The sequence below is a fragment of the Streptomyces araujoniae genome, from assembly GCF_050871195.1.
In the GTDB taxonomy this organism is placed as follows: Bacteria; Actinomycetota; Actinomycetes; order Streptomycetales; family Streptomycetaceae; genus Streptomyces; species Streptomyces bacillaris.
Genome location: NZ_CP194070.1, coordinates 3,839,621 through 3,863,542 on the forward strand (window position 1 = coordinate 3,839,621; position 23,922 = coordinate 3,863,542).

A 23,922-nucleotide genomic window follows, 5' to 3' on the forward strand; every position below is an offset into this window, starting at 1 on the left:
CCTTCCCTCAGTACGCCAGCGAGCGGTCGACGGCGTCGAGCACCCGGTCCAGACCCGGCAGGTACTCCTCCTCCAGCCGCGCCGGCGGGTAGGGCGCGTGGTAGCCGCCGACCCGCAGGACGGGGGCCTCCAGGTGGTAGAAGCTGCGCTCGGTGATCCGGGCGGCGATCTCCGCGCCGGAGCCGTAGAAGACGGGCGCCTCGTGGACGACCACGAGCCGGCCGGTCTTCTCGACCGAGGCCTGGATGGTGTCGAAGTCGATCGGGGACATCGAGCGCAGGTCCAGGACCTCGATCGACTTGCCCTCCTCCTGCGCGGCCGCGGCCGCCTCCAGGCAGACCTTGACCATCGGGCCGTACGCGACGAGCGTCAGGTCGCTGCCCTCGCGGACGGTGACGGCCTTGTGCAGCGGGCCCGGGATGGCGTCGGTGTCGACCTCGCTCTTGTCCCAGTAGCGCCGCTTGGGCTCGAAGAAGATGACCGGGTCGTCGCTCTGGACGGCCTGCTGCATCATCCAGTAGGCGTCGCTCGCGTTGGACGGCGAGACGACCTTGAGGCCCGCCACGTGGGCGAAGAGCGCCTCGGGGGACTCGGAGTGGTGCTCGACCGCGCCGATGCCACCGCCGTACGGGATGCGGACGACGACCGGCAGCTTGATCTTGCCGAGCGCGCGGGCGTGCATCTTGGCGAGCTGCGTGACGATCTGGTCGTACGCGGGAAAGACGAAACCGTCGAACTGGATCTCGACGATGGGGCGGTAGCCGCGCAGGGCCAGGCCGATCGCGGTGCCGACGATGCCGGACTCCGCGAGCGGGGTGTCGATCACCCGGTCCTCGCCGAAGTCCTTCTGGAGGCCGTCGGTGATCCGGAAGACACCGCCGAGCTTTCCGACGTCCTCACCCATGATGAGGACCTTGGGGTCGGTGTCGAGAGCGCGGCGCAGCGACTCGTTGAGCGCTTTCGCGATGGACATCTTCTCCACGGCCATGGCTACTTGCCCTCCTCGGCGGAGTCTGCGAACGATGCCTGGTAGGCGGCGAACTGGGCACGCTCCTCGTCGACGAGGGAGTTGCCGTCGGCGTAGCCGTGCTCGAACAGGGACATCGGCTCCGGGTCGGGCATCGCCCGCACCACCTCGCGTACGCGCTTGCCGAGGGTCTCGCTCTCCGCCTCCAGCTCGGTGAAGAACGCCTCGTCGGCGAGCTTCTCCTTCTCCAGGTACGTGCGCAGGCGCAGGATCGGGTCCTTGGCCTCCCAGGCGGCGCGCTCGTCGTCGGCGCGGTACTTGGTCGGGTCGTCGGAGGTGGTGTGGGCGCCCATGCGGTACGTGAACGCCTCGACCAGGGTCGGGCCCTCACCGCGGCGGGCGCGCTCCAGCGCGGAGCGGGTCACGGCCAGACAGGCCAGGACGTCGTTGCCGTCGACGCGGACGCCGGGGAAGCCGTACCCCTGCGCGCGCTGGTAGAGCGGCACGCGCGTCTGGCGCTCGGTGGGCTCGGAGATGGCCCACTGGTTGTTCTGGCAGAAGAAGACGACCGGGGCGTTGTAGACGGCGGAGAAGGTGAACGACTCCGCGACGTCGCCCTGGCTGGAGGCACCGTCACCGAAGTACGCGATCACGGCCGAGTCGGCGCCGTCCTTGGCGACGCCCATGGCGTAGCCGGTGGCGTGCAGGGTCTGCGAGCCGATGACGATCGTGTACAGGTGGAAGTTGTTGGTCGTCGGGTCCCAGCCACCGTGGTTCACCCCGCGGAACATGCCCAGCAGGTTGGTGGGGTCGACCCCGCGGCACCAGGCCACACCGTGTTCGCGGTAGGTGGGGAAGACGTAGTCGTCGTCGCGCAGCGCCCGGCCGCTGCCGATCTGCGCGGCCTCCTGGCCCAGCAGCGAGGCCCACAGGCCCAGCTCGCCCTGGCGCTGGAGGGCGGTCGCCTCGGCGTCGAAGCGGCGGGTGAGCACCATGTCGCGGTAGAGCGCGCGCAGCTCCTCGGCGCTCAGGTCGATGCTGTAGTCCGGGTGCTCGACGCGCTCGCCCTCGGGCGTCAGCAGCTGCACGAGCTGGGGCTCGGAACTCTGCGGCTTCTTCGCGGCGCTGGTCCGCTTGCTGGCGCGTCGCGGTTTACGCGCGGCGGCAGTGCTCTCCACGGTCACGTGCGTGCTCCTCCGTCGGTCCGGCCCCCGGGGTCTGCCGGGAGACCAGTGCGGCTCGCCTGTGTCCGGACCCGTGCACGGGGTGGGTGCTTCTCGGCCGGGATACAGGCGTGACAGGTGCCCCGGCGAGCGCCCTGTCATAGGCACGTTACCCAGTGCATCGCATAACTGCGAAACCCTATCTGACCTGCGATTTTGCTTGGATTTCCAAGTAAATCGAAAAAATCGCGAAGCTCTGCTGGTCACAGCACTGGGAACAGCCTTGCAGGCCGCCGGAACAACGGCACGTTATCCCGCGGATCAGCGGCTGGGAAGAGCGGAGCAGTGGCGAGTATGTGAGACTGCGATCGTGCGCGAAGATGGAAAAATCACGGTATTTCTGCTCGACGATCATGAGGTCGTCCGGCGCGGTGTCCATGAGCTGCTCGCCTCCGAACCGGACATCGAGGTGGTCGGCGAGGCGGGCACGGCCGCGGACGCCCTGGTCAGGATTCCGGCGACGCGTCCCGATGTGGCGGTGCTCGACGTGCGGCTGCCCGACGGCAGCGGTGTGGAGGTGTGCCGCGAGGTCCGTTCGCTGGACGAGAACATCAAGTGCCTGATGCTCACCTCGTACGCCGATGACGAGGCCCTTTTCGACGCGATCATGGCCGGTGCGTCGGGTTATGTGCTCAAGGCGATCCGCGGGAATGAACTCCTCAATGCCGTACGGGATGTCGCCGCCGGGAAATCCCTGCTGGATCCCGTGGCCACCGCCCGGGTGCTGGAGCGGCTGCGCGACGGCGGGAACGGCCGGGGTGACGACAGACTCGCCGGGCTGACGGAGCAGGAGCGCAAGATCCTGGACCTGATCGGGGAGGGGCTGACCAACCGGGTGATCGGGGAGAGGCTGCACCTCGCCGAGAAGACCATCAAGAACTACGTCTCCAGCCTGCTGTCGAAGCTGGGCATGGAGCGCCGCTCGCAGGCCGCCGCGTACGTCGCCCGGCTCCAGGCCGAGCGCCGCTGAACCGGCCGCGCCGAGGGACGCCGGGGGAAGGACCCGGGGGCCGGTGAGGGACTTTGGTCCCGGGCCACCCGGGGCCGGGGACTCTTACCCGGCCCCTACACCTGGCGCAGAGTGGTCCGTATGCCCTCCGATGAACACCGCGCGCCGGGACCGCCCCCGCAGGCCGCCGACGCGATCGAGCTGCTGCGCCGGGTCCCGTACGGCCGCCTCGCCACCAGCATGCGCGCCCTGCCGTTCCTGGCGGTCGCCCGGCACGTGGTGTGCGACGGCCGGATCCTGCTGCGGATGCACAGCGGTTTCGGCTACCACGAGGCGTGCGACGGCAGCGTCGTCACCTACGGGGCCGACAACTACAACGCGGCTCCCGCCGGAGAGGGCGGCGACGACCTGTGGTCCGTGCAGTTCACCGGGCCCGCCGAGATCGTCCACCCCGGCCCCGAGCAGGCCGGACTCTTCGGCACCGCACCCGCCCGCGCCAACGGGGAACCCTTCGCTCCGGCCTACCTCCGGGTCGATCCGCACTTCGTCACGGAGCACACTCTGGGCTTCGGCGCAAGTCCGCTTGTCCGCCACGCTGCGTGATCTACCATTTGGTAAGTGCCGCGCTCATATGTAACCCGCCCACCAGTTCCTCCGGTCGGCGAGGTGCTGCGCCGCTATCCGGACGTGGGTGAACCGCTCGCCTGCGAGCCGATCACCAAGGGCCTGCTGAACCACGGATACCGCGTCTCCACCACCAGCGGCTCCTACTTCCTCAAGCACCACCTCGACAAGAAGCACATCGACGACGCCACCGGTGAACGCGCCACGATCGTGCGCCAGCACCACGCCACCCAGCGCCTGGCCTCCCTCGGGGTGCCCGTCGTCCCGCCGTTGACCGACGCGGAGGGCACCACGGTCACGGTGATCGGTGACCGCTGCTACGCCCTGCACCCCTGGGTCGACGGGCTGCACCGGGTCGGGTCCCAGCTCACCCCCCACCAGTCCCGGCGTCTCGGGACGCTCCTCGGAGCCGTACACACCGCTCTCGAACAGGTCATGCCGGTGATGGACGCGGACGGCGAACGCGGGTCGCCCGACGGGCCGTTACCCGCCGGCTACGGCAGCCCGCACGCCGCCGACACCTTCGCGCTCATCGACGAACTGCTGGCCGCAGCCCGGGGGGAGCGGCCCCGGGACACCCCGCGCGACGCCTTCGACGAACTGGCCGTGCACCGGCTCGTGGAGCGCCGGGCCCTGCTCGAACAGCACGCCCACCGCAGGCCGCCCACCCCGGCCGGGCCCGCCACCGGGTGGGTGCACGGGGACTTCCACCCGCTCAACCTCCTGTACCGGGGCGCCGATCCGGTCGCCATCGTGGACTGGGACCGGCTGGGGGTGCAGCCGCGCGCCGAGGAGGCGGTCCGGGCGGCGGCCATCTTCTTCGTGCAGCCGGGCGGGGAGCTGGACCTGCCGAAAGTACGGGCGTACGCCCGCGCGTACCGGCGTGCGGCGGGGGCGGACGCGGCCGAACTGGCCGCCGCCGTGCACCGGGTGTGGTGGGAGCGGCTCAACGACTTCTGGATACTCCGCTGGCGCTACCGCCTGGACGACCGAAGGGCCGACCCGCAGTTCCCCGCGGTGTCGGCCCTGGCGGTGTGGTGGACGCGCGCGTACGAGGCGGTCTGCGCGGCGTTCACGGAGTGAGGCGGGGCCCCGGGGTGAGCCCCCGGGGCGTGAGACCGGTTCCCGGGGGCCGGTGTCTGAGACCGGTCCCTGACGCCGGTGTCCAAAGCCGGTGCCTGGGACAGCCGGTGCCTGAGACCGGTGTCTGGGGCGTGGCCTCTGTCGGTGCGGCGCGGGCGCGGAGGGGGTGCCTCCGCGGGGCCCGGACCGCCCGCTACGGAGTCGCGCCTCCCCCGGGCCCGGCCGGGTCCCCCGTACCGCTGCTGCCCGCGCTGCCCGTGCTCGCGCCCTCGGAGCCGCCCTGGTCGCCGCCGTTGCCGCCCCCCGGGTTGCCGGACGTGCCCGGGTCCGTGGTCGGGGGCGTGGGGTCGCCGCTCGGTTCGCCGCTGGTGCCCTCGTTGGTGGTGCCGTCCGTCGTCCCGCCGTCCGTGTTGTCGGACGGGGTCGGGGACGGGCTGAACGACGGCCGGCTCGGCGTCGGGTCCGGGGTCCACGGCGGCGGGTTGGGCTGCGTCTGGCCGCCCGAGGAGTTGCTCGGCTGCTCGGGCTCCTCGGACTCCTCCTCGGACGGCTCGTCCGAGGGCTCCTCCTGGGTCGAACTCACCGAGCTGGACGGCTTGACCGGCTCCTTATCCTTGCCGTCGTCCTTCGTCGCGTTGAGGGCGAAGGCGACCCCGGCGCCGATCGCGACCAGGGCGAGCAGCACGAAGAGCCACATCTTCGAGCGCCCGCCGCCGGGCCGCTGACCGCCGCCGTCGTAACCGCCGTCGTCCGGGTTGAGAGGCGGCAGGATCGGGCCCTGCGAGGTGTCGCCGTGGACCGGGTAGCCCATGGCCCGGGTCGAGCCGGTCGTCCCGTGCGGCGGGGTCTGGCCGCCCTCGTGGAGGGCCACCGGACCGGTGTTCCACGTGCCGGTGTGACCGCCCTGCACCTGGAGCATCTGCAGGCTGTACTGGACCAGCCCGCGCATCTCCTCGGCGCTCTGGAACCGGTCGTCCGGGTCCTTCGCCAGCGAGCGCATCGCCAGCCCGTCCAGCTCCGGCGGCACCGCGTCCAGGACCGCGGACGGCGGCACCGGCATGTCCTGGACGTGCTGGTAGACCACCGAGAGCGGGGTCTCACCGGTGAACGGGGGCCGCAGCGCCAGCAGTTCGTAGAGCAGGCAGCCGGTGGCGTAGAGGTCGGAGCGGTGGTCGACGGCCTTGCCGAGCGCCTGCTCGGGGGAGAGGTACTGCGGCGTGCCCATGACCATGCCGGTCTGGGTCATCGTCGACTGGGCGCCGTGCAGCGCCCGGGCGATGCCGAAGTCCATCACCTTGACCGCGCCCGAGTCCGTGATGATGACGTTGGCCGGCTTGATGTCCCGGTGCACGATGCCGTGCTGGTGCGAGTAGGCCAGCGCCTCCAGCACCCCCGAGACGATGATGAGCGCCTGCTCGGGCGGGGGCGCCTCGGCGGTCAGCAGGAGGTCGCGGATGGTGCGGCCCTCGACCAGCTCCATCACGATGTACGGGACGGTCTGGCCGCCCACGACGTCCTCGCCGGAGTCGTACACGGCGACGATCGCATGGTGGTTGAGACCGGCGACGGACTGTGCCTCCCGCGTGAAGCGGGCCTTGGAGACCGGGTCCTCGGCCAGGTCGGAGCGGAGCAGTTTGACCGCGACCGTGCGTCCGAGCCGGACGTCCTCCGCCGCGTACACCTCCGCCATGCCGCCACGGCCGAGCCGGTAGGTCATCCGGTAGCGTCCGTCGCCGACGACGCCGCCGACACCCCAGGCGTCGGAGCCATCCGAAACTCCGCCGCCGTTTGCTTCGGAATCGGGTGCCATCAGTCCTCGCCGTCGTATCTGTCCGCGCGTCCGCGGGTTCTCACGATGCCTTGCTGCATTGCCACGTCACGCTACAGCCTCCGCCGGACACTCAAGTTCCGCACCGGACCGATCATCCGACCGCCCGGCGCGCCTCCCACTGCCCCGCCAGGGCTTTCCTGTAACGCTTCCGAGACGCTTCTTGTGCGGAGGGTCACGGAACGGGCACCCGGCTTGACGTGTCGGACCCCTCGGGCAGACTTGGCCGCGTCATCGCGTCGTACGGAACGCCGTACGGAACACGGAACCAGGTCACACGCGACCGCGTCCTACAGAAACATGCGTGGGCAGCACAGTGGCACAGCAGCGTGTGCGGCCCACCGGATGTCGGGGCCGCGCCGCCGAGGGGGAAGCAAGTCATGAGCCAGGACGGCGCACGGGGCCGCTATGCGGGCGGAGCGGTGGCAGGCGGCCGCTACCAGCTGCGCGACCTGCTCGGCGAGGGCGGGATGGCCTCCGTCTACCTGGCCTACGACTCCGCCCTGGACCGCCAGGTCGCGATCAAGACCCTCCACACCGAGCTGGGGCGCGAGCAGTCGTTCCGCGAGCGGTTCCGGCGCGAGGCGCAGGCCGTCGCCAAGCTCCAGCACACCAACATCGTCTCGGTCTTCGACACCGGCGAGGACGAGCTCGGCGGCGCGCTGATGCCGTACATCGTCATGGAGTACGTCGAGGGGCAGCCGCTCGGCTCGGTGCTCGCCGCCGACATCCGGCAGCACGGGGCGATGCCCGCCGACAAGGCGCTCAAGGTGACGGCCGACGTGCTGGCCGCGCTGGAGACCAGCCACGAGATGGGCCTGGTCCACCGCGACATCAAGCCCGGCAACGTGATGATGACCAAGCGCGGCGTCGTGAAGGTCATGGACTTCGGCATCGCGCGCGCCATGCAGTCCGGCGTCACCTCGATGACGCAGACCGGCATGGTCGTCGGCACCCCGCAGTACCTCTCCCCCGAGCAGGCCCTCGGCCGCGGTGTGGACGCCCGCTCCGACCTGTACTCGGTCGGCATCATGCTCTTCCAACTGCTCACCGGGCGCATCCCGTTCGACGCGGACTCCCCGCTCGCCATCGCGTACGCGCACGTGCAGGAGGAGCCGGTCGCGCCCTCCAGCATCAACCGGTCGGTCACCCCCGCGGTGGACGCCCTGGTGGCCCGCGCCCTCAAGAAGAACCCGAACGAGCGCTTCCCGAGCGCCGCGGCCATGCGGGACGAGATCGCCCGGGTGCTCAACGCCTCGGGCGGCCAGACCGGTGCCCCGATGATCGTGGCGGGCGGCGGACCGGCGAACAGCGGTTCGGGCGTCGGCTCGGCCGTGTTCCCGCCCGTCGACCAGGCCACCCCGGCCCCGCCGGGCGTCCAGACGCCGTACCAGCCGCACCCGCCGCAGCACCAGCAGCAGCACCCGGGGCCGTACAACCAGCCGGCCCCGACGCCCGCGCCGGGCTACGGCTACCCGCAGGCGGCCCAGAGCTACCCGACGGCGGGCCCGCTCTCCCACCGGACCCCGCCGCCGTACACGATCAACCCGCAGCACCAGACGGTCTCCGGGCCCACCGGAGGCGGCTCCTCCAAGCGGAACATGCCGGTCATCGTCGGCGCGATCGTCGTGGCGCTCCTCGCCGTCGGCGGCCTGATCACCGCGCTCGCCCTGCAGGACGACGGCAAGGACGACGAGGCGGGCAAGGGCGGCGACCCCGGCACCAGCGAGAACTCCACGGACGAGGGCTACCGGCCGCCGGAGCGCAACCGGACGATGAAGACCACGGCGTGCACGAACGCCATGGAGGACTCCAACGACCCGAAGAAGGTCCAGGCGCCCAGCTTCGTCTACAAGGACATCCTGTCGGCGAAGGCCTGCGCGGAGGCGGCCGGCTGGACGATCAAGGAGATCGAGGAGCCGGGCAACACCTACGCGGAGGGCCAGGTCGTCGGCCAGTTCCCGTCCTCGGGTGCGGCGGTCTCCGAGCGCGGCGCCCACTTCGAGCTGAAGGTGTCGACGGGGCGGGCTTCCTGAGGGGGCCCTCAGAGGGCGCCGGGCCGCAGCCCCGGCCGCTCGATGTGCTCGTTTCGATGTGCTCGTTTCCGATCACCGTGAGGGCCGCGGATCTTCATTACGGGTCGGCAGTCGCCCTGTAACGGTCGGTTATCTCCTTCTCCCCCGTCCGGGATGCCGGATGGGGGACCCCGTGTGACGCTGATCCCATGGCTCCAGGACTTCCGGCCGTGTGGTCGTCGAGGTGCGCGGTCTGTCTGCTGGTGGCAGCCGGCGCGGCGCTGGGGCCGTGGGGGCCGCTGGGCCCGCCGGGCGGGACCGCCCACGCGTCGTCGGCCGTGGCGGACGGGCCCTCGGCCGTGGCCTCGCCCTCCGGGACGTCGGGGACGCCCGGGACGTCCAGCCCCTCCGCCACGCCCCTCCCGTCTCTCCCGCCCCTCCCGTCGGGTACGCCGTCGGGGTCCGTGTCCTGGTCCGTGTCGGGCTCTCCCTCGGGTACGGGCCCCTCCGCACGGCCCTCCGGGCTGCCGCTGCCGTCCGGAGTGCCGGGTTCCGAAGCGGCGGAGCCGTGGGACGGCCTCTCCCCGGACTCCGTGTACGCCGACGGCGCCGAGGCCCCCGCGGACGCCGGCTCCCCCTCTCCCGGCCGTTCCGTCTCCGTCGAGGTGTCGGGCTCGACCGCGCCACTGGCCGGGCGCGAGGCCGGGGCCGGAAAGGCCCGCCCCGGGCGTTCGCTGACCCCGCTGGAGCTGGCGCAGGCCGAGAGCCGGGCCGAGCGGGACCCCGCTCAGGAGGCGGCGGAAGAGGCGGACGAGCCCGACACCGCCCCGGTCGGCCTCCATGACTTCACCACGCCGCCCGACGCCTTCACCGATCCGGCGGCCCGCGCGGCACGCGCCCTGGACGCCGCCGCCGTACGGCAGGTCCAACAGGTCTCGCTGGGCACGGGCATCGCCCTGGTCGGGCTCGGGCTCGCCTTCCTCGCCGTCCGCCTGCGCCGCGTGAACTGACCGCTCCACCCCGTGGCCGTACCGCCGGGCAGGCACGGCCGTACCTGCGGGCATCGGTGGCCGTACGGCCCCGACGCGGGTGGCCGTACGGCCCCGGGCCTGGTGGCCGTGCCGCCCGGGGCGACTTGCCAGGACCAACATACTCGGTATACATACTCAGTATGTCGATCCGCCACGGGCTGCTGGCCCTCCTGGAACGGGGCCCTCGTTACGGCTCCCAGCTCCGCACCGAGTTCGAGTCGCGCACCGGCTCCACCTGGCCCCTCAACGTCGGCCAGGTCTATACGACCCTCAGCCGCCTGGAGCGCGACGGCATGGTCGTGCAGGACGGGGCCGACGAGGCCGGGCACGACCTCTACGCGATCACCGACGGCGGCCGCGCCGAGCTGCGCAGCTGGTTCGGGACCCCGGTGGACCGCACCAACCCGCCCCGCGACGAGCTGGCCATCAAGCTCGCCATGGCCGTGGGGGCCCCGGGGGTCGACATCCGCGAGGTCATCCAGTCCCAGCGCCACCACACCCTCAAGGCCATGCAGGACTACACCCGGCTCAAGGCCCAGGCCCTGGCCGACGCCCCGACGAACCGGGACGAGGTCGCCTGGCTGCTCGTGGTGGAGCAGCTGATCTTCCAGGCGGAGGCCGAGGCCCGCTGGCTCGACCACTGCGAGTCGCGCCTCGTCCGCCTCGCCGAGGCCGCCGTCACCGAGCCCCCGGCCGCACCCGGCCCGGCGGCCGCCCGGGGCCCGGCCCGCGCCCTGACCGCCCGCCAGAAGTCCCGCCGCTGAGGCCGTCCGAAGCCCCGGCACCGAGCCCACGCGGGGCTCCGGCACCGAGCCTGCGCCGAGTTTCGGCGCCGAGCCCGCGCGGAGTTCCGGCCGCTGAGCACGAGCAACGCTCCGGCGGCCGAGCCCGTCCCGAGCCCCGGCGCGCCGGGCCCATGCGGGGCTCCGGCCGCGCCGGGCCTGACCGGGGCCACGGCGCGCCGGGCCCGCGCGGCGTCCCGGGGCGGGTCCGCCCGAAGACCGGGCGCCCGGTCCCGCCGCCCGGCCGTGGCCCCGCCACTGCCTCCCGTACCAGAAGAACCGACCGCTTCCAGGGGGAACCACCCGCCATGTCCTCGCCCACCGCCACACCGCCGCCGCCCTCCGGGGCACCCGCAGGCGCCCCCGTACTCGAACTGCGGGCGCTGACCCGCACCCACGGCTCCGGCGTCGCGGAGGTGCACGCCCTGCGCGGGATCAGCCTCGCCGTGTACCCCGGTGAGCTGGTCGCCGTGATGGGGCCCTCCGGCTCCGGCAAGTCCACCCTGCTGACCCTGGCCGGCGGGCTCGACGACGCCAGCAGCGGCCAGGTGATCATCGAGGGCCAGGACATCGCGTCGCTCGGCCGCAAGGGCGTCGCCGCCCTGCGCCGCCGCAGCGTCGGCTACGTCTTCCAGGACTACAACCTCATCCCCGCCCTGACCGCCGCCGAGAACATCGCGCTGCCCCGCGAACTCGACGGCGTCTCCGTGCGCAAGGCCCGCAAGGAGGCCCTCGCCGCCCTGGCCGAGATGAAGCTGACCGAGATCGCCGACCGGTTCCCCGACGAGATGTCCGGCGGCCAGCAGCAGCGCGTGGCCATCGCCCGCGCGCTCGTCGGGGACCGGCGTCTCGTCCTCGCCGACGAGCCGACCGGGGCGCTCGACTCCGAGACCGGCGAGGCCGTCCTCGCCCTGCTGCGCACCCGCTGCGACCAGGGGGCGGCCGGGGTGATGGTGACCCATGAACCCCGGTACGCGGCCTGGGCGGACCGGGTCGTCTTCCTGCGCGACGGTTCGATCGTGGACCAGACGCTGACCACGGGCGCCGACGCGCTGCTCACGGCGGCGGCCCCGGGTACTCCGGGGGCCGACCGGGGCGACGGCTCCACCGGAACCCCCGGGACCGCCGAGTGAGCCCCTTCTCCGGCTGGCGCGCCGCCTTCCGCATAGCCCGGCGCGACGCACTGCGCGCCAAGGGCCGCAGCGCCCTCGTCGTCGCGATGATCGCCCTGCCCGTCCTCGGTGTGACCGCCGCCGATCTGACGTACCGCTCCGCCCTGCCCACCGCCGCGGAGGACCTGACGGCGGATCTGGGCGCGGCGGACGCCCTCTTCACGGACCCGGGGATGGGCCCGGTCCCGCTCTGGCAGATGCCCGACGGCATCATGTGGCAGACGCCCGAGGGCGCCCCGGAGACGTTCTACACGGACGAGCGGAAGCCCGTCGACGTACCGGCGACCTTCCCGAAGGGCTCCCGCTCCCTCACCGAGCAGTCCGTGCCCGCCTCCGTGACGACCCGTCACGGCATCACCGACACCCAGATCACCGAACTGGCCGTCGCGGACCCGATGCTGCGCGGCCGGGTCGAACTCACCGAGGGCGCCTACCCGCGGGCCGCGGACGAGATGGCGGCGACCGAGGCGTTCCTCGACGCGTCCGGGCTCTCCGTCGGTGACCGCATCACCGTGCGCGGCCCCCAGCAGGAGTACACCCTCACCGGCGCGGTGGAACTGCCCGCCCGGCTGAAGGACGAGTACCTGTTCGCCGTGCCCGGCGCGGTCATCGCCCCCTGGCAGAAGACCGCCGACGGTGACCGGAAGGTCCTGCCGCCCCAGGCGAACGGTGTGAAGTGGCTGGTCCAGGGGCCGCCCGGGGCAGGGGTGACCTGGCCGGACATTCTCGCCGCCAACGAGAAGGGCGTGGTCGTACGGGCCCGCCAGGTCGCCCTGGACCCGCCGCCGGACTCCGACGTCCCCATGGCCGCGTACGCGCGGAGCTGGACGGGCAGCGACGCCGAGCTGACCGCGGCGGTCCTCACCGTGGCCTCGATGGCCCTGCTGGAGATCGTGCTGCTGGCCGGACCCGCCTTCGCCGTGGGGGCCCGACGGTCCCGTCGGCAGCTGGGGCTGGTCGGCTCGTGCGGCGGTACCCGCGGCCAGGTCCGGGCCGTGGTGCTCGCGGGCGGTGCGGTGCTCGGCGGGGTCGGTGCGGTCGTCGGGGTCGGGGCCGGATTCGGCCTCACCGTCCTCTTCCGCCCGATGATCGAGGAGTTCAGCGGCCGCCGCTTCGGCGAACTGACCGTCCACCCCTGGGAGATCCTGGCCATCGCCGTACTCGGCCTGGTCACCGGCGTCCTCGCCGCGCTCGCCCCGGCGATCGTGGCGGGCCGCCAGTCCGTCCTGGAGTCGCTCACCGGCCGCCGCGGCGCCCGTCGCGGCTCCCGCGTCCTGCCGGTCGTCGGCGCGGTCGTGCTCGCGGGCGGGACCGCCCTCGCCGTGTACGGCGGTCTGAGCGGCAACACCCGGCTGGTCACGGGCGGCTCCGTCCTCGCCGAACTGGGTCTTCTCGGCTGCATCCCGGTCATCGTCGGCTTCCTCGGCCGGCTCGGCCGCCGGCTGCCGCTGACACCCCGGATCGCCCTGCGCGACGCGGCCCGCAACCGGGGCCGTACCGCACCGGCCGTGGCCGCCGTGATGGCCGCCGTCGCGGGCAGCGTCGCCATCGCCACGTACACCGCCAGCACCACCGCCGAGCAAGCCTACGACCACCGGCCCAACCTCACCGCGGGCACCGCCGCCCTGCTGGCCGCCGACACCGCGGAGAAGACCGACCTCTCCCGCGCACGGGCCGCCGTCGAGCAGCACTATCCCGTCAGCGGGGCGCCAGCCCGGGTCGGCCGGGCCTGGGCGGGCAGTGACTGCTCCGTGTACTACGAGGAGGAGAACGGCTGCGGGACCCTGGAGATCGTCAAACCCACCGGGGAGGGCCACTCCTGCCCGCTGAAGGGCGAGGGCGCCAAGGAACTCGCCCTGCGGATCTCGGCCGACGAGCACAAGCGGCTGATGAACTCGCCCGCCTGCGTGGACGAGGACTCCACCACGATCGCCTTCGGCAACGACGAGAACAAGATCGTCATCGGGGACACCGCCCTGCTCACCTCGTACGTCAAGCTCGACGACCCGGAGGCCGCGAAGGCCCTCGCCGCCGGCACCCCCGTCCTGCTCAACTCGGCGTACGCGAAGGACGGCGAGATCACGCTCCGCGCCCGCCACCTCTACAACGAGCGCGACAAGGAGAACCGCGCCCGGCACCCCGGCGAGCCCCGCACCACCACGGACCGGCTGAAGGTGTACGTCGCCCCGGACAGCTACGCGACGACGCCGGGCATCCGGATGGTCCTGCCGCAGGAGACCGCGGACCGGCTCGGCCTGCACTCCCAGGAGACCGGCTCCGTCCACACCCTGACCCGCGAGCCGACCGACGCCGAGCGGCAGGCGGCCGACGCGGCGCTGGAGCAGGCCGGCAACCAGGCGTACGTGTGGACCAACAGCCCCGCCGAGCAGGACGACGACGCGGTGGTCCTGCTGATCCTCGCCCTCTTCGCCGGTGTCGTGACGCTCGGCGCGGCGGCCATCACCACCGGGCTCTCCAAGGCCGACGCGGAGGCCGACCTCACCACGCTCAGCGCGGTGGGCGCGCCTCCGGGCGTCCGGCGCTCGCTCTCCGGCTTCCAGTGCCTGGTCGTCGCCCTGACCGGGGTGCTGCTGGGGACGGCGGCGGGGATCGTCCCGGCGGTCGCGCTGCGCCTGACCGACCTGCGGGAGGCGCTGAAGGCCATGCGGGCCGATCCGATGGAATCGGCGTACACACCGATCGTGATGCCGTGGCCGACCATCGCGCTGCTGGCCCTGGCCGTCCCGGTGCTGGCCGGGCTGCTCGCGGCCGCCCTCACCGGCTCCCGGCAGAAGCTGGCCCGGCGCGCGGGGTGACGCCCCCGTCCGGTGCCCCCGAAGACGGTGGATCTTCCGTTTTCGGGGGCACCAATGTGGTGTACGGCATGTGTGCGAGACAATGGCGGCATGGAAATGCCGAGGAATGACCGGTCGCAGGAGCACCCGCAGGTCCTTGTCGTGGGCCAGGACGGAATGGCTGTCGGCGGCGGTGCCAGTGACGACGAGTCGCGCGAGGTCCCGGTGACGGAGATGGTCGAACAGCCCGCGAAGGTCATGCGCATCGGCAGCATGATCAAGCAGCTTCTGGAAGAGGTCAGGGCGGCCCCTCTCGACGAGGCGAGCCGGGTCCGGCTCAAGGAGATCCACGCCAGCTCCGTGAAGGAGCTGGAGGACGGTCTCGCGCCGGAGCTGGTGGAGGAGCTGGAGCGGCTCTCCCTGCCGTTCACGAACGAATCGGTGCCCTCCGAGGCCGAGCTGCGGATCGCCCAGGCCCAGCTGGTGGGGTGGCTGGAGGGGCTCTTCCACGGCATCCAGACGGCGCTGTTCGCCCAGCAGATGGCGGCCCGCGCCCAGCTGGAGCAGATGCGCCGCGCCCTGCCGCCCGGGATGGCCCACGAGGACGAGGAAGGCGGCGGTGACCCGCACGGGCCGATCCGCTCGGGACCGTACCTGTAGATCCGACAGCAGACCGGCAGCGGCCCTGTGCGCACCTCGATGTGCGCACGGGGCCGCCGTGTTTCTCCGAGTCCGTGGTGCTCCGGGCCGGTGCCGCTATGCGTTCGCGCCACTGCGCGTCCGTGCCGTCGCGCGTGCCTGGTGCTACGCGTCCGGCGTGACCAGCAGCACCTTGCCGACGTGGGTGCTGGATTCGAGCACCCGGTGCGCCTCGGCGGCGTCCGCCATGGGCACCGTACGGTCCACGACGGGCCGGACCACCCCGTCCGCGATCAGCGGCCACACATGCTCGCGTACGGCGGCGACGATGGCGGCCTTCTCCGCGAGCGGGCGGCCCCGCAGGGAGGTCGCGGTGACGGCGGCCCGCTTGGCCAGCAGGGCGCCGAGGTTCAGCTCGCCCTTGACTCCGCCCTGGAGGCCGATGATCGCCAGACGGCCGTTGACGGCGAGCGCCTGGACGTTCCGGTCCAGGTACTTGGCTCCGACGATGTCGAGGATGACATCGGCCCCCGCCCCCGCGGTGTTCTCGCGCACCTCCTCGACGAAGTCCTGCTCGCGGTAGTTGATCAGGATGTCCGCCCCCAGCTCGGCGCAGCGGGCCAGCTTCTCCGGGCTGCCCGCCGTGACCGCCACCCGGGCACCGACCGCCTTCGCCAGCTGGATCGCCATGGTGCCGATCCCGCTGGAACCGCCGTGGATCAGCACCGTCTCCCCGGGGCGCAAATGGGAGATGAGGAACACGTTCGACCAGACCGTCGCGGTGACCTCGGGCAGCGCCGCCGCCACGGTCAGCTCCACGCCGTCCGGTACGGGGAGGAGCTGGCCCACCGGTACGGCGACCTTCTCCGCGTAACCGCCGCCCGACAGCAGTGCGCACACCGCGTCCCCGACCGCCCAGCCGGTCACCCCCGGACCGAGCGCCGCGATGCGTCCCGCGCACTCCAGACCGGGGTAGGGGGAGGCGCCGGGCGGCGGGTCGTAGAAGCCCTGCCGCTGGAGGACGTCGGCACGGTTGACGGCACTGGCGACGACCTCGACGAGGACCTCGCCGTCGCCGGGTACGGGATCGGGCACCTCGGCCCAGACGAGCGCCTCGGGGCCACCGGGTTCGGGGATCGTGATCGCATGCATGGCCGCGAGGCTACTCCCGCCGCCGTCCACCCGTGCGTGCGCCGGTCCGTGTGCCGTCCCACGCGCCGCCGCTCGGCGGGGCGGCCTCCGGCCTCCGGGTCTCCCCGCGTTCCTCAGGGCCGGTGGTGCGGCGACATCGGCAGGTGGGGCAGGGACGGGCCGGAGGGTCCGGAGCCGGGCGGCGGGGTGGCCCGGACGATGGTGATGACCCGGTCCGTCAGCTGCAACGGGCTGGCCGCCGGGTCGTCGTAACCGAGCAGCCGGTGCCCACGCAACACGCTGACCACCAGATCCTCGGTCTCCCGGACGCTCTTGCCCACCTCGGCCTTTATGACCGGCCGCTCGATGAGATCGAGGCCGCTGCCCTGCTGGATCAGGTCCTCCATCACCGTGCCCGCGCTCGGGCTGAGGACGGAGAGGCCGAGCAGCCGCCCGGCGGCGCTCGCGCTGGTGATCACCGCATCGGCGCCGGACTGGCGCAGCAGGGGCGCGTTCTCCTCCTCGCGGACCGCCGCCACGATCTTGGCGCCCCGGTTCAGCTGACGCGCGGTCAGGGCTACCAGCACGGCGGTGTCGTCGCGCTGGGTGGCGATGATGATCTGACGCGCCTTCTGGAGTTCGGCCCGCAGGAGCACATCGCTGCGGGTGGCGTCGCCGACCACGCCGGTGAACCCCTCGGCGTTGGCGGCCTCGATCACCTTGGAGGCCGGGTCGACGATGACGATCTGTTCCTTCGGCAGGCCGGTGGCGCAGAGGGTCTGGATCGCCGACCGGCCCTTGGTCCCGAAGCCGACGACGACGGTGTGGTCACGCAAGTTGGATCTCCAACGCTTCAGCCGGAAGTCCTCGCGGGTCCGTTCCGTGAGGACTTCGAGGGTGGTGCCGACCAGGATGATCAGGAACATCACGCGCAGCGGTGTCACGAGCACCACATTGATCAGCCGGGCCCCGTCGCTGTACGGGGTGATGTCCCCGTACCCCGTGGTGGAAAGGGTGACCGTGGCGTAGTACACCGCGTCGAGCAGATCGACCTTGCCGTCGGCGTTGTCGTTGTAGCCCGCGCGGTCGAGCCAGACGATGAGCACCGTCGCGGCCAGCACGAGCAGCGCCATCAGAAGCCGCTTGCCGACCTGGCGCGCCGGGCCGTCGACGACCCGGCGGGGCAGCATCACACGGGTGGGGACGACATGCTCGTCCGCCCGCCTGGCCATCGCGTCGTGGCCGGGAAGTTTCACGTGAAACACCCTTCCGTCCACGGCGTCGCCGGGGCCCATGGGAGATCGAGGATCTCCACCTCGGTGCCGGACCGTACCCCGCCGGCGGGCACCACGGCCAACCCGTCCGCCGCGGCGATCCCGCGCAGCATGGCGGGCCCGTTGTAGCGCAGGGGCGCCACATGGTCCCGCCCGCCCGCCCGGTCCGCGCGGTGGACCACGGGGACGAGGCGGGTGTCATGCGGATGGCCCGGCACATCGGCGTGGACGAGCGCCCGGTAGGCGTCCTGGGCCGGGCGGCCCGCGAGCCCCGCCAGCAGCGGTTCCGCGAGGGTCAGGAGCCCGGACACGGCGGCGAGCGGGTTGCCGGGGAGGCCGACGAGGTGGGGACCGTCGGGCGAGAGCCGCGCCAGGAGCATGGGGTGGCCGGGGCGTACGGCGACGCCGTGGACGAGCAGTTCGGCGCCGAGGGCTGCCAGCACGGGGTGGACATGGTCGACCGGGCCGGAGGCGGTGCCCCCGGTGGTGATGATCACGTCGGCGTCGGAGGAGGTGAGGGCCGTACGCAGGGCTTCGGCGTCGTCCCCGAGGCGGCGGGGGGCGGAGACCTCGGCGCCCAGGGCCCGCAGCCAGGGGGCGAGCAGGGGGCCGAGGGCGTCGCGGATCAGGCCGTCGTGCGGGAGGCCCGAGGCGAGGAGTTCGTCACCGAGGACGAGGACGTCGACGCGGGGGCGGGGGACGGCGGGGAGGGCGTCGTACCCGGCGGCCGCGGCGAGCCCGAGCACCGCCGGGGTGACCACGGTGCCGGCCGGGACCAACTGGTCGCCCGTACGGCACTCCTGGCCCCGGGGGCGGATGTCCTGGCCGGTGACGACGGGACGCCGGGCGGAGAGCAGCCGCCGGGCCGGGTCGGCGTGGGCGTGCTCGCTGCGGATGACCGCGGTGGTGTCGGCGGGCGTACGGGCGCCGGTGGCGATGCGTACGGCGGTGCCGTCGGGGAGCCGGGCGTCCTGCCCCCCGGCGAGGAGGCCCGCGCCCTCGTCGTACGTCCACGGGCCGGGTCCCGCGACGGCCCAGCCGTCCATGGCCGAGGTGTCGAAGGACGGCAGGTCGGTGAGGGCGGCGAGCGGCTCGGCCAGCACATGCCCCAGGGCCCGGTCGAGCGCCAGCCGCACCACGGCCCGCGGCCCGCCCCGCCCGGCCCGCGCGGCGACGGCCCGCGCCCGCTCCCAGGGCAGGTCCACAACGGGGGACCTCGGGGCGGAAGCGGGTGCGGACGCGGGTTCGTCGGTGGGCCGGGAGCCGGGAGCGGCGGCTGCGGGGCTGCCGGGTGCTGGGCTGCCGGGTGCGGATTCGGTGTACGGAGAGGGGACCGCGTACGGGGACGGGCCCGGCTCGTCCGTCGCCCCCGTGCCCCCGGTGGGTGCCTGGCCGCGCGGTGCCGGGCCGTTCGTCCGGTCGCCGGACCGGCCGGGCGTGCGGCCGGTGGCCCGGGTGCGGTCGTGTCCGGGGGCCTGGGAGCCGCAGCCCACCAGCGCCAACGCCTGTTCGACGGCCAGCTCTTCGGCCTCCGCCGCACGCGCCTCGGCGGTGTCGGGTCCGGTGGTTCCGGGCGGGGCCGTGGGGCCGGTGGTTCCGGCCGGACCGGTCGGGCCGATCGGACCGCTACCGCCACGGGAAGCCTCGCGGCCGGACGGGCGGTCAGCACCGGACAGGCGGTCGGCACCGGACGGGCCGTCACCGCCGAACTGATCGTCACCCCCGTCGAACAGATCGCCGCCGGAAAGGCCGTCCCCGGTCATGGCGTCCCGGTCCCTTCACCGCTCGGCTCCGCGCGGGGCCGCTCCTCCGCCGCCTCCGCCTCCCAGCGCAGGGCGAGCGCGGTGGCCTTGCGGGCCGCCTCCGCGACCGCCGCCGCGGCTTCCTCCGGACCGGCGGCCGCCGCGCTCGCCCGGGCGGCCGCGTAGCCGACCAGGAAGGTCGTGAGCGGTGCGGCGGGCCGCGCGACCCCGTGCGCGGCGTCGCGGGCGAGGTCGAGCAGGACGTCGGTGTCGACGTCGAGCTCGATTCCCAGTTCGTTCTTGACCGAGGTGATCCATTCGTCCAGCACGGCCCCATGCTCCCTGATCCGGGCGCGGGCGGCGGCGATGTCCTCCCAAGTGTCGCAGTCGAACGCGGCATGGGGCCCGGCATCGACCCGGGCGAGGTCCAGCTCCCCGGTCAGCAGCCGGAGCGGCAGACCCGCGAGAGAGCCGTGCTCGGTGGCGAGCAGGGCCAGCTCCCGGCGGAGCGGCTCCGCGCGGTAGACGGCGAGGAGCGGCTGGTCGCGACCGTCGGGGTCGGTGCAGAGCGCGCCCTCCCCGCCGCCCTCACCGGCGGCGGCGAGCAGCGCGTCGACCGTGGCGGGGCCCAGGAACGGCAGGTCGGCGGAGAGCACGAGCACCCGCTCCGCCGTCGTCAGCCGCACGCCCGCACCGAGCGCCGCCAACGGGCCGCCGCCCTCCGGGACTTCGCGGGTCCAGACGACCGGTCGGGAGGTGGGCCTGCGGCCGCCCACCACGACGGTGGCGCCCGCGCCGGAGCAGGCGGCGAGCACCCGGTCGAGCAGCGCACGGCCGCCGACCCGCACAGCGGGCTTGTCGGCGCCGCCGAGCCGCTTGGCGGCCCCGCCGGCGAGGACGATCACGTCGTAGGCGGTCATACGTCGAGTATGGGCGGACCGGTCGGCCGACGGCCCCTCCGGGGTGGCCGGCGGAGCCGGTCCGGAGGGGCACGTCCGAGCCCGCCCCGCGTACCGCGGGCCCGGCAGGGCGACGAACAGGCCCTACAGGGTGCGCAACAGCACCGCGGGCTGCTCCACGCAGTCGGCGACGTACCGGAGGAAGCCCCCGGCCGTTCCGCCGTCGCACACCCGGTGGTCGAAGGTGAGCGAGAGCTGGACGACCTGACGGACGGCCAGCTCACCGTTGTGCACCCACGGCTTGGGCATGATCCGGCCGACACCGAGCATCGCCGCTTCGGGGTGGTTGATGATCGGCGTCGAGCCGTCGACCCCGAACACCCCGTAGTTGTTCAGCGTGAACGTGCCGCCGGTCAGCTGGGCCGGGCTGAGCTTCCCGGTCCGGGCCAGCTCGGTCAGCCGGGCGATCTCGGCCCCGATCGACTCGGCGTTGCGGGTGTGCGCGTCGCGGACCACCGGGACGACGAGGCCCCGCTCGGTCTGCGCCGCGAACCCGAGGTGCACGCCGGGCAGCCGCACGATCTCGCGCGCGGCGGTGTCCACGGTGGCGTTCAGCTCGGGGTAGCGGGCCAGCGCCGCCGTGCAGATCCGGGCCAGCAGCGCCAGGACGGAGACCTTGGGCCCGCCGGACGGACCCGACGCGGCGTTCATCGCGGCGCGGGCGGCCATCAGCTCGGTGGCGTCCGCGTCGACCCAGCAGGTGGCGTCCGGGATCTCGCTCCGGCTGCGCGACAGCTTGTCCGCGACCGCTCCCCGGACCCCGCGCAGCGGAATCCGCTCGGCGGCAGCGGCCGGTACTGCCGTACCCGCCGTCGGAACCTCCTCCACGACGGGCTCGGCGGGAGCCGTAAGGGTCCGTGCCCGCGCGGCCTCCTCGGCCTCCCGGATCGCGGAGTCCACATCGGCCCGCAGGATCAGCCCGTCGGGGCCGGAGCCCGTCAGCCGCCACAGGTCGATCTCGTGCTGGCGGGCCAGCCGCCGCACCAGCGGTGAGACCACGGCCACGGGCCCCTGCCGGCCGTTCACCTCACCGGCCGCGGCGGGCACGGCCACCGGCACCGGCTCGGGCTGGACCACAGGCGCGGGCGCGGCGACCCGCTCCGGCCGGATGCGCCGACGCCGGGCCGCCGGGGCTCCGGTCCCGTACCCCACGAGCACGTTCCCGGACCCGGCGGAGGACTCATCGGCAGGCGCGTCCACCGGCGAAGCCCCGGAAGCCGAGGTGCCGGGGGCGGCCGAGGGGGCCGGAGAGGCAGGTGCCTCCGTCGCCCCCACCGCGACCGTCAGCAGCGGTGCGCCGACCGGGAGTTCGGAACCCTCCTCACCGAACCGGGCGGTCACCACACCCCCGTACGGGCACGGCACCTCCACCATCGCCTTGGCCGTCTCGACCTCGACGACGGGCTGGTCGATGGCGACGACATCGCCGACCTCCACCAGCCAGCGCACGATCTCGGCCTCGGTCAGCCCCTCACCGAGGTCCGGCAGCTTGAATTCGAGGACCTGGGCCATCAGCTGTCCGCCTCCCACTGCAACCGGGCCACCGCGTCGAGCACCCGGTCCACGCCCGGCAGGTGGTGCCGCTCCAGCATGGGCGGGGGATACGGGATGTCGAAGCCCGCCACCCGCAGCACCGGGGCCTCCAGATGGTGGAAGCACCGCTCGGTGATCCGGGCCGCGATCTCGCCGCCGGGGCCGCCGAAGCCGGGGGACTCGTGGACGACGACCGCGCGTCCGGTGCGCCGCACCGAGGCGGCCACCGTCTCGTCGTCGAACGGCACCAGCGAGCGCAGGTCCACGACTTCGAGGTCCCAGCCCTCCGCGACGGCGGCCTCGGCCGCCTCCAGACAGACCGGCAGGGACGGGCCGTACGTGATCAGCGTGGCGCTGCGCCCGGTGCGGCGGACCACGGCCTTGCCGATCGGCTCGACGGCGGCCGGGGCCTCCGGCGACCAGTCGGCCTTGGACCAGTAGAGCCGCTTGGGCTCCAGGAAGACCACCGGGTCGTCCGAGGCGATGGAGGCCCGGAGCAGTCCGTAGGCGTCGTCCACCGTGGCCGGGGTGACGACGTGGAGGCCGGGGGTGGCCATGTAGTAGGCCTCGGAGGAGTCGCTGTGGTGCTCGACCCCGCCGATGCCGCCGCCGTAGGGCACGCGCACGGTGATGGGGAGCGGCATGGCGCCCCCGGTGCGGTTGCGCATCTTGGCGACGTGGCTCATCAGCTGCTCGAACGCCGGGTAGGCGAACGCGTCGAACTGCATCTCCACCACGGGCCGCAGCCCGTACATCGCCATGCCGACCGCCGCCCCGAGGATGCCCGCCTCGGCCAGCGGGGTGTCGGTGCACCGGTCGTCACCGAACTCCTTGGCCAGGCCGTCGGTGATCCGGAAGACCCCGCCCAGGGTGCCGACGTCCTCACCGAGCACGTGCACGGCCGGGTCCTCGGCCATCGAGTCGCGCAGGGCGCGCCCGAGGGCCTGGGCCATGGTGGCCGGTTTCGCCTTCGCCGTACGGGTGCCGGCCCTGGTCGCCGCCGTGGTCATCGGCCTTCCTCCGCGCTGTGCTCGTGGTCCTGCTCGGCGTCCAGCTCGGCGCGCAGGGCGGCGGCCTGCTCGCGGAGCTGGCTGGTCTGCTCCGCGTAGACATGGGTGAAGAGGTCCATCGGCGCCAGCTCCGGGTCGGCGTTCATCCGGTCGCGGAGGGCGGCGGCCATGCGCTCGGCGGCCTCCTTGGCCCGCTCGATGCCCTCGTCGTCGAGGAGCCCGCGCTCGGTCAGCTCGCGCTCGATGAGCTGGACGGGGTCGTGCGCCCGCCAGGCCTCGACCTCGCTGTCGACCCGGTAGCGGGTGGCGTCGTCGGCGTTGGTGTGGGCGTCCATCCGGTAGGTGACGGCCTCGATCAGCGTGGGGCCCTCCCCCCGCCGGGCCCGGGCCACGGCCTCGCCGAGCACCTGGTGCACGGCGGCCGCGTCGTTGCCGTCGACCAGGCGGCCGGGCATCCCGTATCCCACGGCCTTGTGGGCGAGGGAGGGGGCGGCCGTCTGCTTGGCGAGCGGCACGGAGATGGCGAAGCCGTTGTTCTGGACGAGGAAGACCACGGGGGCCTTCCAGACGGCCGCGAAGTTCAGCGCCTCGTGGAAGTCGCCCTCGCTGGTGCCGCCGTCCCCGACCATGGCGAGCGCCACCACGTCGTCGCCCTTGAGCCGGGCGGCGTGGGCCAGCCCCACCGCGTGCGGGAGCTGGGTGGCGAGCGGGGTGCAGAGCGGGGCGATGCGGTGCTCGTGCGGGTCGTAGCCGGTGTGCCGGTCACCGCGCAGCAGGGTCAGCGCCTCGACCGGGTCGAGGCCGCGCGCCACGGCGGCCAGCGTGTCCCGGTAGCTGGGGAAGAGCCAGTCCCGCTCTTCGAGCACCAGGGCGGCGGCGATCTCGCACGCCTCCTGACCGGTGCTGGAGGGGTAGACGGCCAGGCGGCCCTGCTTGGTCAGTGCGGTGGCCTGCGTGTTGTAGCGCCGGCCGCGGACCAGCTCGGCGTGGAGCCTCAGCAGCAGCTCGGGGTCGACGTCCGCGACCGCGTCCGTGCCGAGCACCCGGTAGGGCTCCGGGTCCGGGAGCAGCGGGGCGGGGTCGGTGATCGGCTTCCAGGCCGGGGGCGGCGTGGGCCGGTAGGCGGCCGCGCCGGGCAGCTCTTGGACCGTCATGGAAAGCACCT

The 23,922-nt window shown here is 73.5% G+C and carries 19 protein-coding genes; 9 read left to right on the plus strand and 10 right to left on the minus strand.

Annotation, left to right across the window (positions count from 1 at the left end):
* Positions 1-7: 7 nt before the first annotated feature.
* Both ACQ9ZG_RS16255 and pdhA (ACQ9ZG_RS16260) read right to left on the minus strand, forming a co-directional pair.
* On the minus strand, positions 8-988 hold the full coding sequence (locus ACQ9ZG_RS16255) for an alpha-ketoacid dehydrogenase subunit beta (RefSeq protein ID WP_084993880.1): 981 nt from the start codon (positions 986-988) through the stop codon (positions 8-10).
* 2 nt (positions 989-990) lie between these two features.
* Positions 991-2,151 (minus strand): pyruvate dehydrogenase (acetyl-transferring) E1 component subunit alpha, encoded by a 1,161-nt coding sequence (gene pdhA, locus ACQ9ZG_RS16260; protein WP_028415859.1) that lies wholly within the window; start codon positions 2,149-2,151, stop codon positions 991-993.
* Between the two features lie 349 nt (positions 2,152-2,500).
* On the opposite strand from pdhA (ACQ9ZG_RS16260), the gene ACQ9ZG_RS16265 reads away from it, so the two are divergent.
* From ACQ9ZG_RS16265 to ACQ9ZG_RS16275, 3 genes are all read left to right on the plus strand, one after another.
* On the plus strand, positions 2,501-3,160 hold the full coding sequence (locus ACQ9ZG_RS16265; protein ID WP_109914827.1) for a response regulator: 660 nt from the start codon (positions 2,501-2,503) through the stop codon (positions 3,158-3,160).
* A gap of 120 nt (positions 3,161-3,280) precedes the next feature.
* Positions 3,281-3,742, plus strand: coding sequence for a pyridoxamine 5'-phosphate oxidase family protein (locus ACQ9ZG_RS16270; protein WP_018489770.1), 462 nt, complete (start codon positions 3,281-3,283; stop codon positions 3,740-3,742).
* A 63-nt stretch (positions 3,743-3,805) separates the two neighbouring features.
* Positions 3,806-4,846, plus strand: coding sequence for a phosphotransferase (locus ACQ9ZG_RS16275; RefSeq protein ID WP_028415857.1), 1,041 nt, complete (start codon positions 3,806-3,808; stop codon positions 4,844-4,846).
* A gap of 193 nt (positions 4,847-5,039) precedes the next feature.
* On the opposite strand, the gene ACQ9ZG_RS16280 is transcribed toward ACQ9ZG_RS16275, so the two are convergent.
* Positions 5,040-6,656 (minus strand): protein kinase domain-containing protein, encoded by a 1,617-nt coding sequence (locus ACQ9ZG_RS16280; RefSeq protein ID WP_050451209.1) that lies wholly within the window; start codon positions 6,654-6,656, stop codon positions 5,040-5,042.
* Between the two features lie 398 nt (positions 6,657-7,054).
* Here ACQ9ZG_RS16280 and ACQ9ZG_RS16285 point away from each other — a divergent pair, with 398 nt between their 5' ends.
* From ACQ9ZG_RS16285 to ACQ9ZG_RS16310, 6 genes are all read left to right on the plus strand, one after another.
* Positions 7,055-8,710 carry a protein kinase domain-containing protein gene (locus ACQ9ZG_RS16285; RefSeq protein ID WP_084993876.1) on the plus strand — a complete coding sequence of 552 codons (1,656 nt, stop codon included), beginning with the start codon at positions 7,055-7,057 and terminating at the stop codon, positions 8,708-8,710.
* A gap of 443 nt (positions 8,711-9,153) precedes the next feature.
* On the plus strand, positions 9,154-9,699 hold the full coding sequence (locus tag ACQ9ZG_RS16290) for a hypothetical protein (protein ID WP_499280732.1): 546 nt from the start codon (positions 9,154-9,156) through the stop codon (positions 9,697-9,699).
* 161 nt (positions 9,700-9,860) lie between these two features.
* Positions 9,861-10,484 (plus strand): PadR family transcriptional regulator, encoded by a 624-nt coding sequence (locus ACQ9ZG_RS16295; protein ID WP_018489775.1) that lies wholly within the window; start codon positions 9,861-9,863, stop codon positions 10,482-10,484.
* Positions 10,485-10,810: 326 nt separating this feature from the next.
* On the plus strand, positions 10,811-11,635 hold the full coding sequence (locus ACQ9ZG_RS16300) for an ABC transporter ATP-binding protein (RefSeq protein WP_109914030.1): 825 nt from the start codon (positions 10,811-10,813) through the stop codon (positions 11,633-11,635).
* Positions 11,632-14,490 carry an FtsX-like permease family protein gene (locus ACQ9ZG_RS16305; protein WP_499280733.1) on the plus strand — a complete coding sequence of 953 codons (2,859 nt, stop codon included), beginning with the start codon at positions 11,632-11,634 and terminating at the stop codon, positions 14,488-14,490. The genes ACQ9ZG_RS16300 and ACQ9ZG_RS16305 overlap by 4 nt, the downstream gene beginning before the upstream one ends.
* A gap of 90 nt (positions 14,491-14,580) precedes the next feature.
* Complete coding sequence (locus ACQ9ZG_RS16310) at positions 14,581-15,129, plus strand: bacterial proteasome activator family protein (RefSeq protein ID WP_026237841.1); 549 nt, start codon at positions 14,581-14,583, stop codon at positions 15,127-15,129.
* A gap of 144 nt (positions 15,130-15,273) precedes the next feature.
* Here ACQ9ZG_RS16310 and ACQ9ZG_RS16315 read toward each other — a convergent pair whose 3' ends face one another.
* The 7 genes from ACQ9ZG_RS16315 to pdhA (ACQ9ZG_RS16345) all read right to left on the minus strand — a co-directional run bounded on the left by ACQ9ZG_RS16315 (position 15,274) and on the right by pdhA (ACQ9ZG_RS16345) (position 23,911).
* A complete protein-coding gene (locus ACQ9ZG_RS16315; protein ID WP_109916450.1) occupies positions 15,274-16,260 on the minus strand; it encodes an NAD(P)H-quinone oxidoreductase in 987 nt (328 codons plus the stop codon).
* Positions 16,261-16,373: 113 nt separating this feature from the next.
* Positions 16,374-17,534 carry a potassium channel family protein gene (locus ACQ9ZG_RS16320; RefSeq protein ID WP_109916451.1) on the minus strand — a complete coding sequence of 387 codons (1,161 nt, stop codon included), beginning with the start codon at positions 17,532-17,534 and terminating at the stop codon, positions 16,374-16,376.
* Positions 17,492-19,276, minus strand: a complete 1,785-nt coding sequence (locus ACQ9ZG_RS16325; RefSeq protein ID WP_499280736.1) for a molybdopterin molybdotransferase MoeA — start codon at positions 19,274-19,276, stop codon at positions 17,492-17,494. The genes ACQ9ZG_RS16320 and ACQ9ZG_RS16325 overlap by 43 nt, the downstream gene beginning before the upstream one ends.
* A complete protein-coding gene (locus ACQ9ZG_RS16330; RefSeq protein ID WP_386698670.1) occupies positions 19,273-20,175 on the minus strand; it encodes an NTP transferase domain-containing protein in 903 nt (300 codons plus the stop codon). Before ACQ9ZG_RS16330 ends, ACQ9ZG_RS16325 begins: the two co-directional genes overlap by 4 nt.
* A 123-nt stretch (positions 20,176-20,298) precedes the next feature.
* Positions 20,299-21,726: a dihydrolipoamide acetyltransferase family protein gene (locus tag ACQ9ZG_RS16335; RefSeq protein WP_499280737.1), complete on the minus strand. Its 1,428-nt coding sequence runs from the start codon at positions 21,724-21,726 to the stop codon at positions 20,299-20,301.
* Entirely contained in the window at positions 21,726-22,757 is a 1,032-nt protein-coding gene (locus ACQ9ZG_RS16340; protein ID WP_028415847.1) for an alpha-ketoacid dehydrogenase subunit beta, read from the minus strand. Before ACQ9ZG_RS16340 ends, ACQ9ZG_RS16335 begins: the two co-directional genes overlap by 1 nt.
* A complete protein-coding gene (pdhA, locus tag ACQ9ZG_RS16345; RefSeq protein ID WP_018489785.1) occupies positions 22,754-23,911 on the minus strand; it encodes a pyruvate dehydrogenase (acetyl-transferring) E1 component subunit alpha in 1,158 nt (385 codons plus the stop codon). Before pdhA (ACQ9ZG_RS16345) ends, ACQ9ZG_RS16340 begins: the two co-directional genes overlap by 4 nt.
* Positions 23,912-23,922 lie beyond the last annotated feature (11 nt).

Bases quoted from the DNA above. Each gene is read 5' to 3' on its own strand.
- ACQ9ZG_RS16255 (WP_084993880.1), bottom strand. From the start codon at position 988: ATGGCCGTGGAGAAGATGTCCATCGCGAAAGCGCTCAACGAGTCGCTG.
- ACQ9ZG_RS16270 (WP_018489770.1), top strand. From the start codon at position 3,281: ATGCCCTCCGATGAACACCGCGCGCCGGGACCGCCCCCGCAGGCCGCC.
- ACQ9ZG_RS16280 (WP_050451209.1), bottom strand. From the start codon at position 6,656: ATGGCACCCGATTCCGAAGCAAACGGCGGCGGAGTTTCGGATGGCTCC.
- ACQ9ZG_RS16285 (WP_084993876.1), top strand. From the start codon at position 7,055: ATGAGCCAGGACGGCGCACGGGGCCGCTATGCGGGCGGAGCGGTGGCA.
- ACQ9ZG_RS16295 (WP_018489775.1), top strand. From the start codon at position 9,861: ATGTCGATCCGCCACGGGCTGCTGGCCCTCCTGGAACGGGGCCCTCGT.
- ACQ9ZG_RS16300 (WP_109914030.1), top strand. From the start codon at position 10,811: ATGTCCTCGCCCACCGCCACACCGCCGCCGCCCTCCGGGGCACCCGCA.
- ACQ9ZG_RS16310 (WP_026237841.1), top strand. From the start codon at position 14,581: ATGGAAATGCCGAGGAATGACCGGTCGCAGGAGCACCCGCAGGTCCTT.
- ACQ9ZG_RS16315 (WP_109916450.1), bottom strand. From the start codon at position 16,260: ATGCATGCGATCACGATCCCCGAACCCGGTGGCCCCGAGGCGCTCGTC.
- ACQ9ZG_RS16320 (WP_109916451.1), bottom strand. From the start codon at position 17,534: ATGGGCCCCGGCGACGCCGTGGACGGAAGGGTGTTTCACGTGAAACTT.
- ACQ9ZG_RS16325 (WP_499280736.1), bottom strand. From the start codon at position 19,276: ATGACCGGGGACGGCCTTTCCGGCGGCGATCTGTTCGACGGGGGTGAC.
- ACQ9ZG_RS16330 (WP_386698670.1), bottom strand. From the start codon at position 20,175: ATGACCGCCTACGACGTGATCGTCCTCGCCGGCGGGGCCGCCAAGCGG.
- ACQ9ZG_RS16335 (WP_499280737.1), bottom strand. From the start codon at position 21,726: ATGGCCCAGGTCCTCGAATTCAAGCTGCCGGACCTCGGTGAGGGGCTG.
- ACQ9ZG_RS16340 (WP_028415847.1), bottom strand. From the start codon at position 22,757: ATGACCACGGCGGCGACCAGGGCCGGCACCCGTACGGCGAAGGCGAAA.
- pdhA (WP_018489785.1), bottom strand. From the start codon at position 23,911: ATGACGGTCCAAGAGCTGCCCGGCGCGGCCGCCTACCGGCCCACGCCG.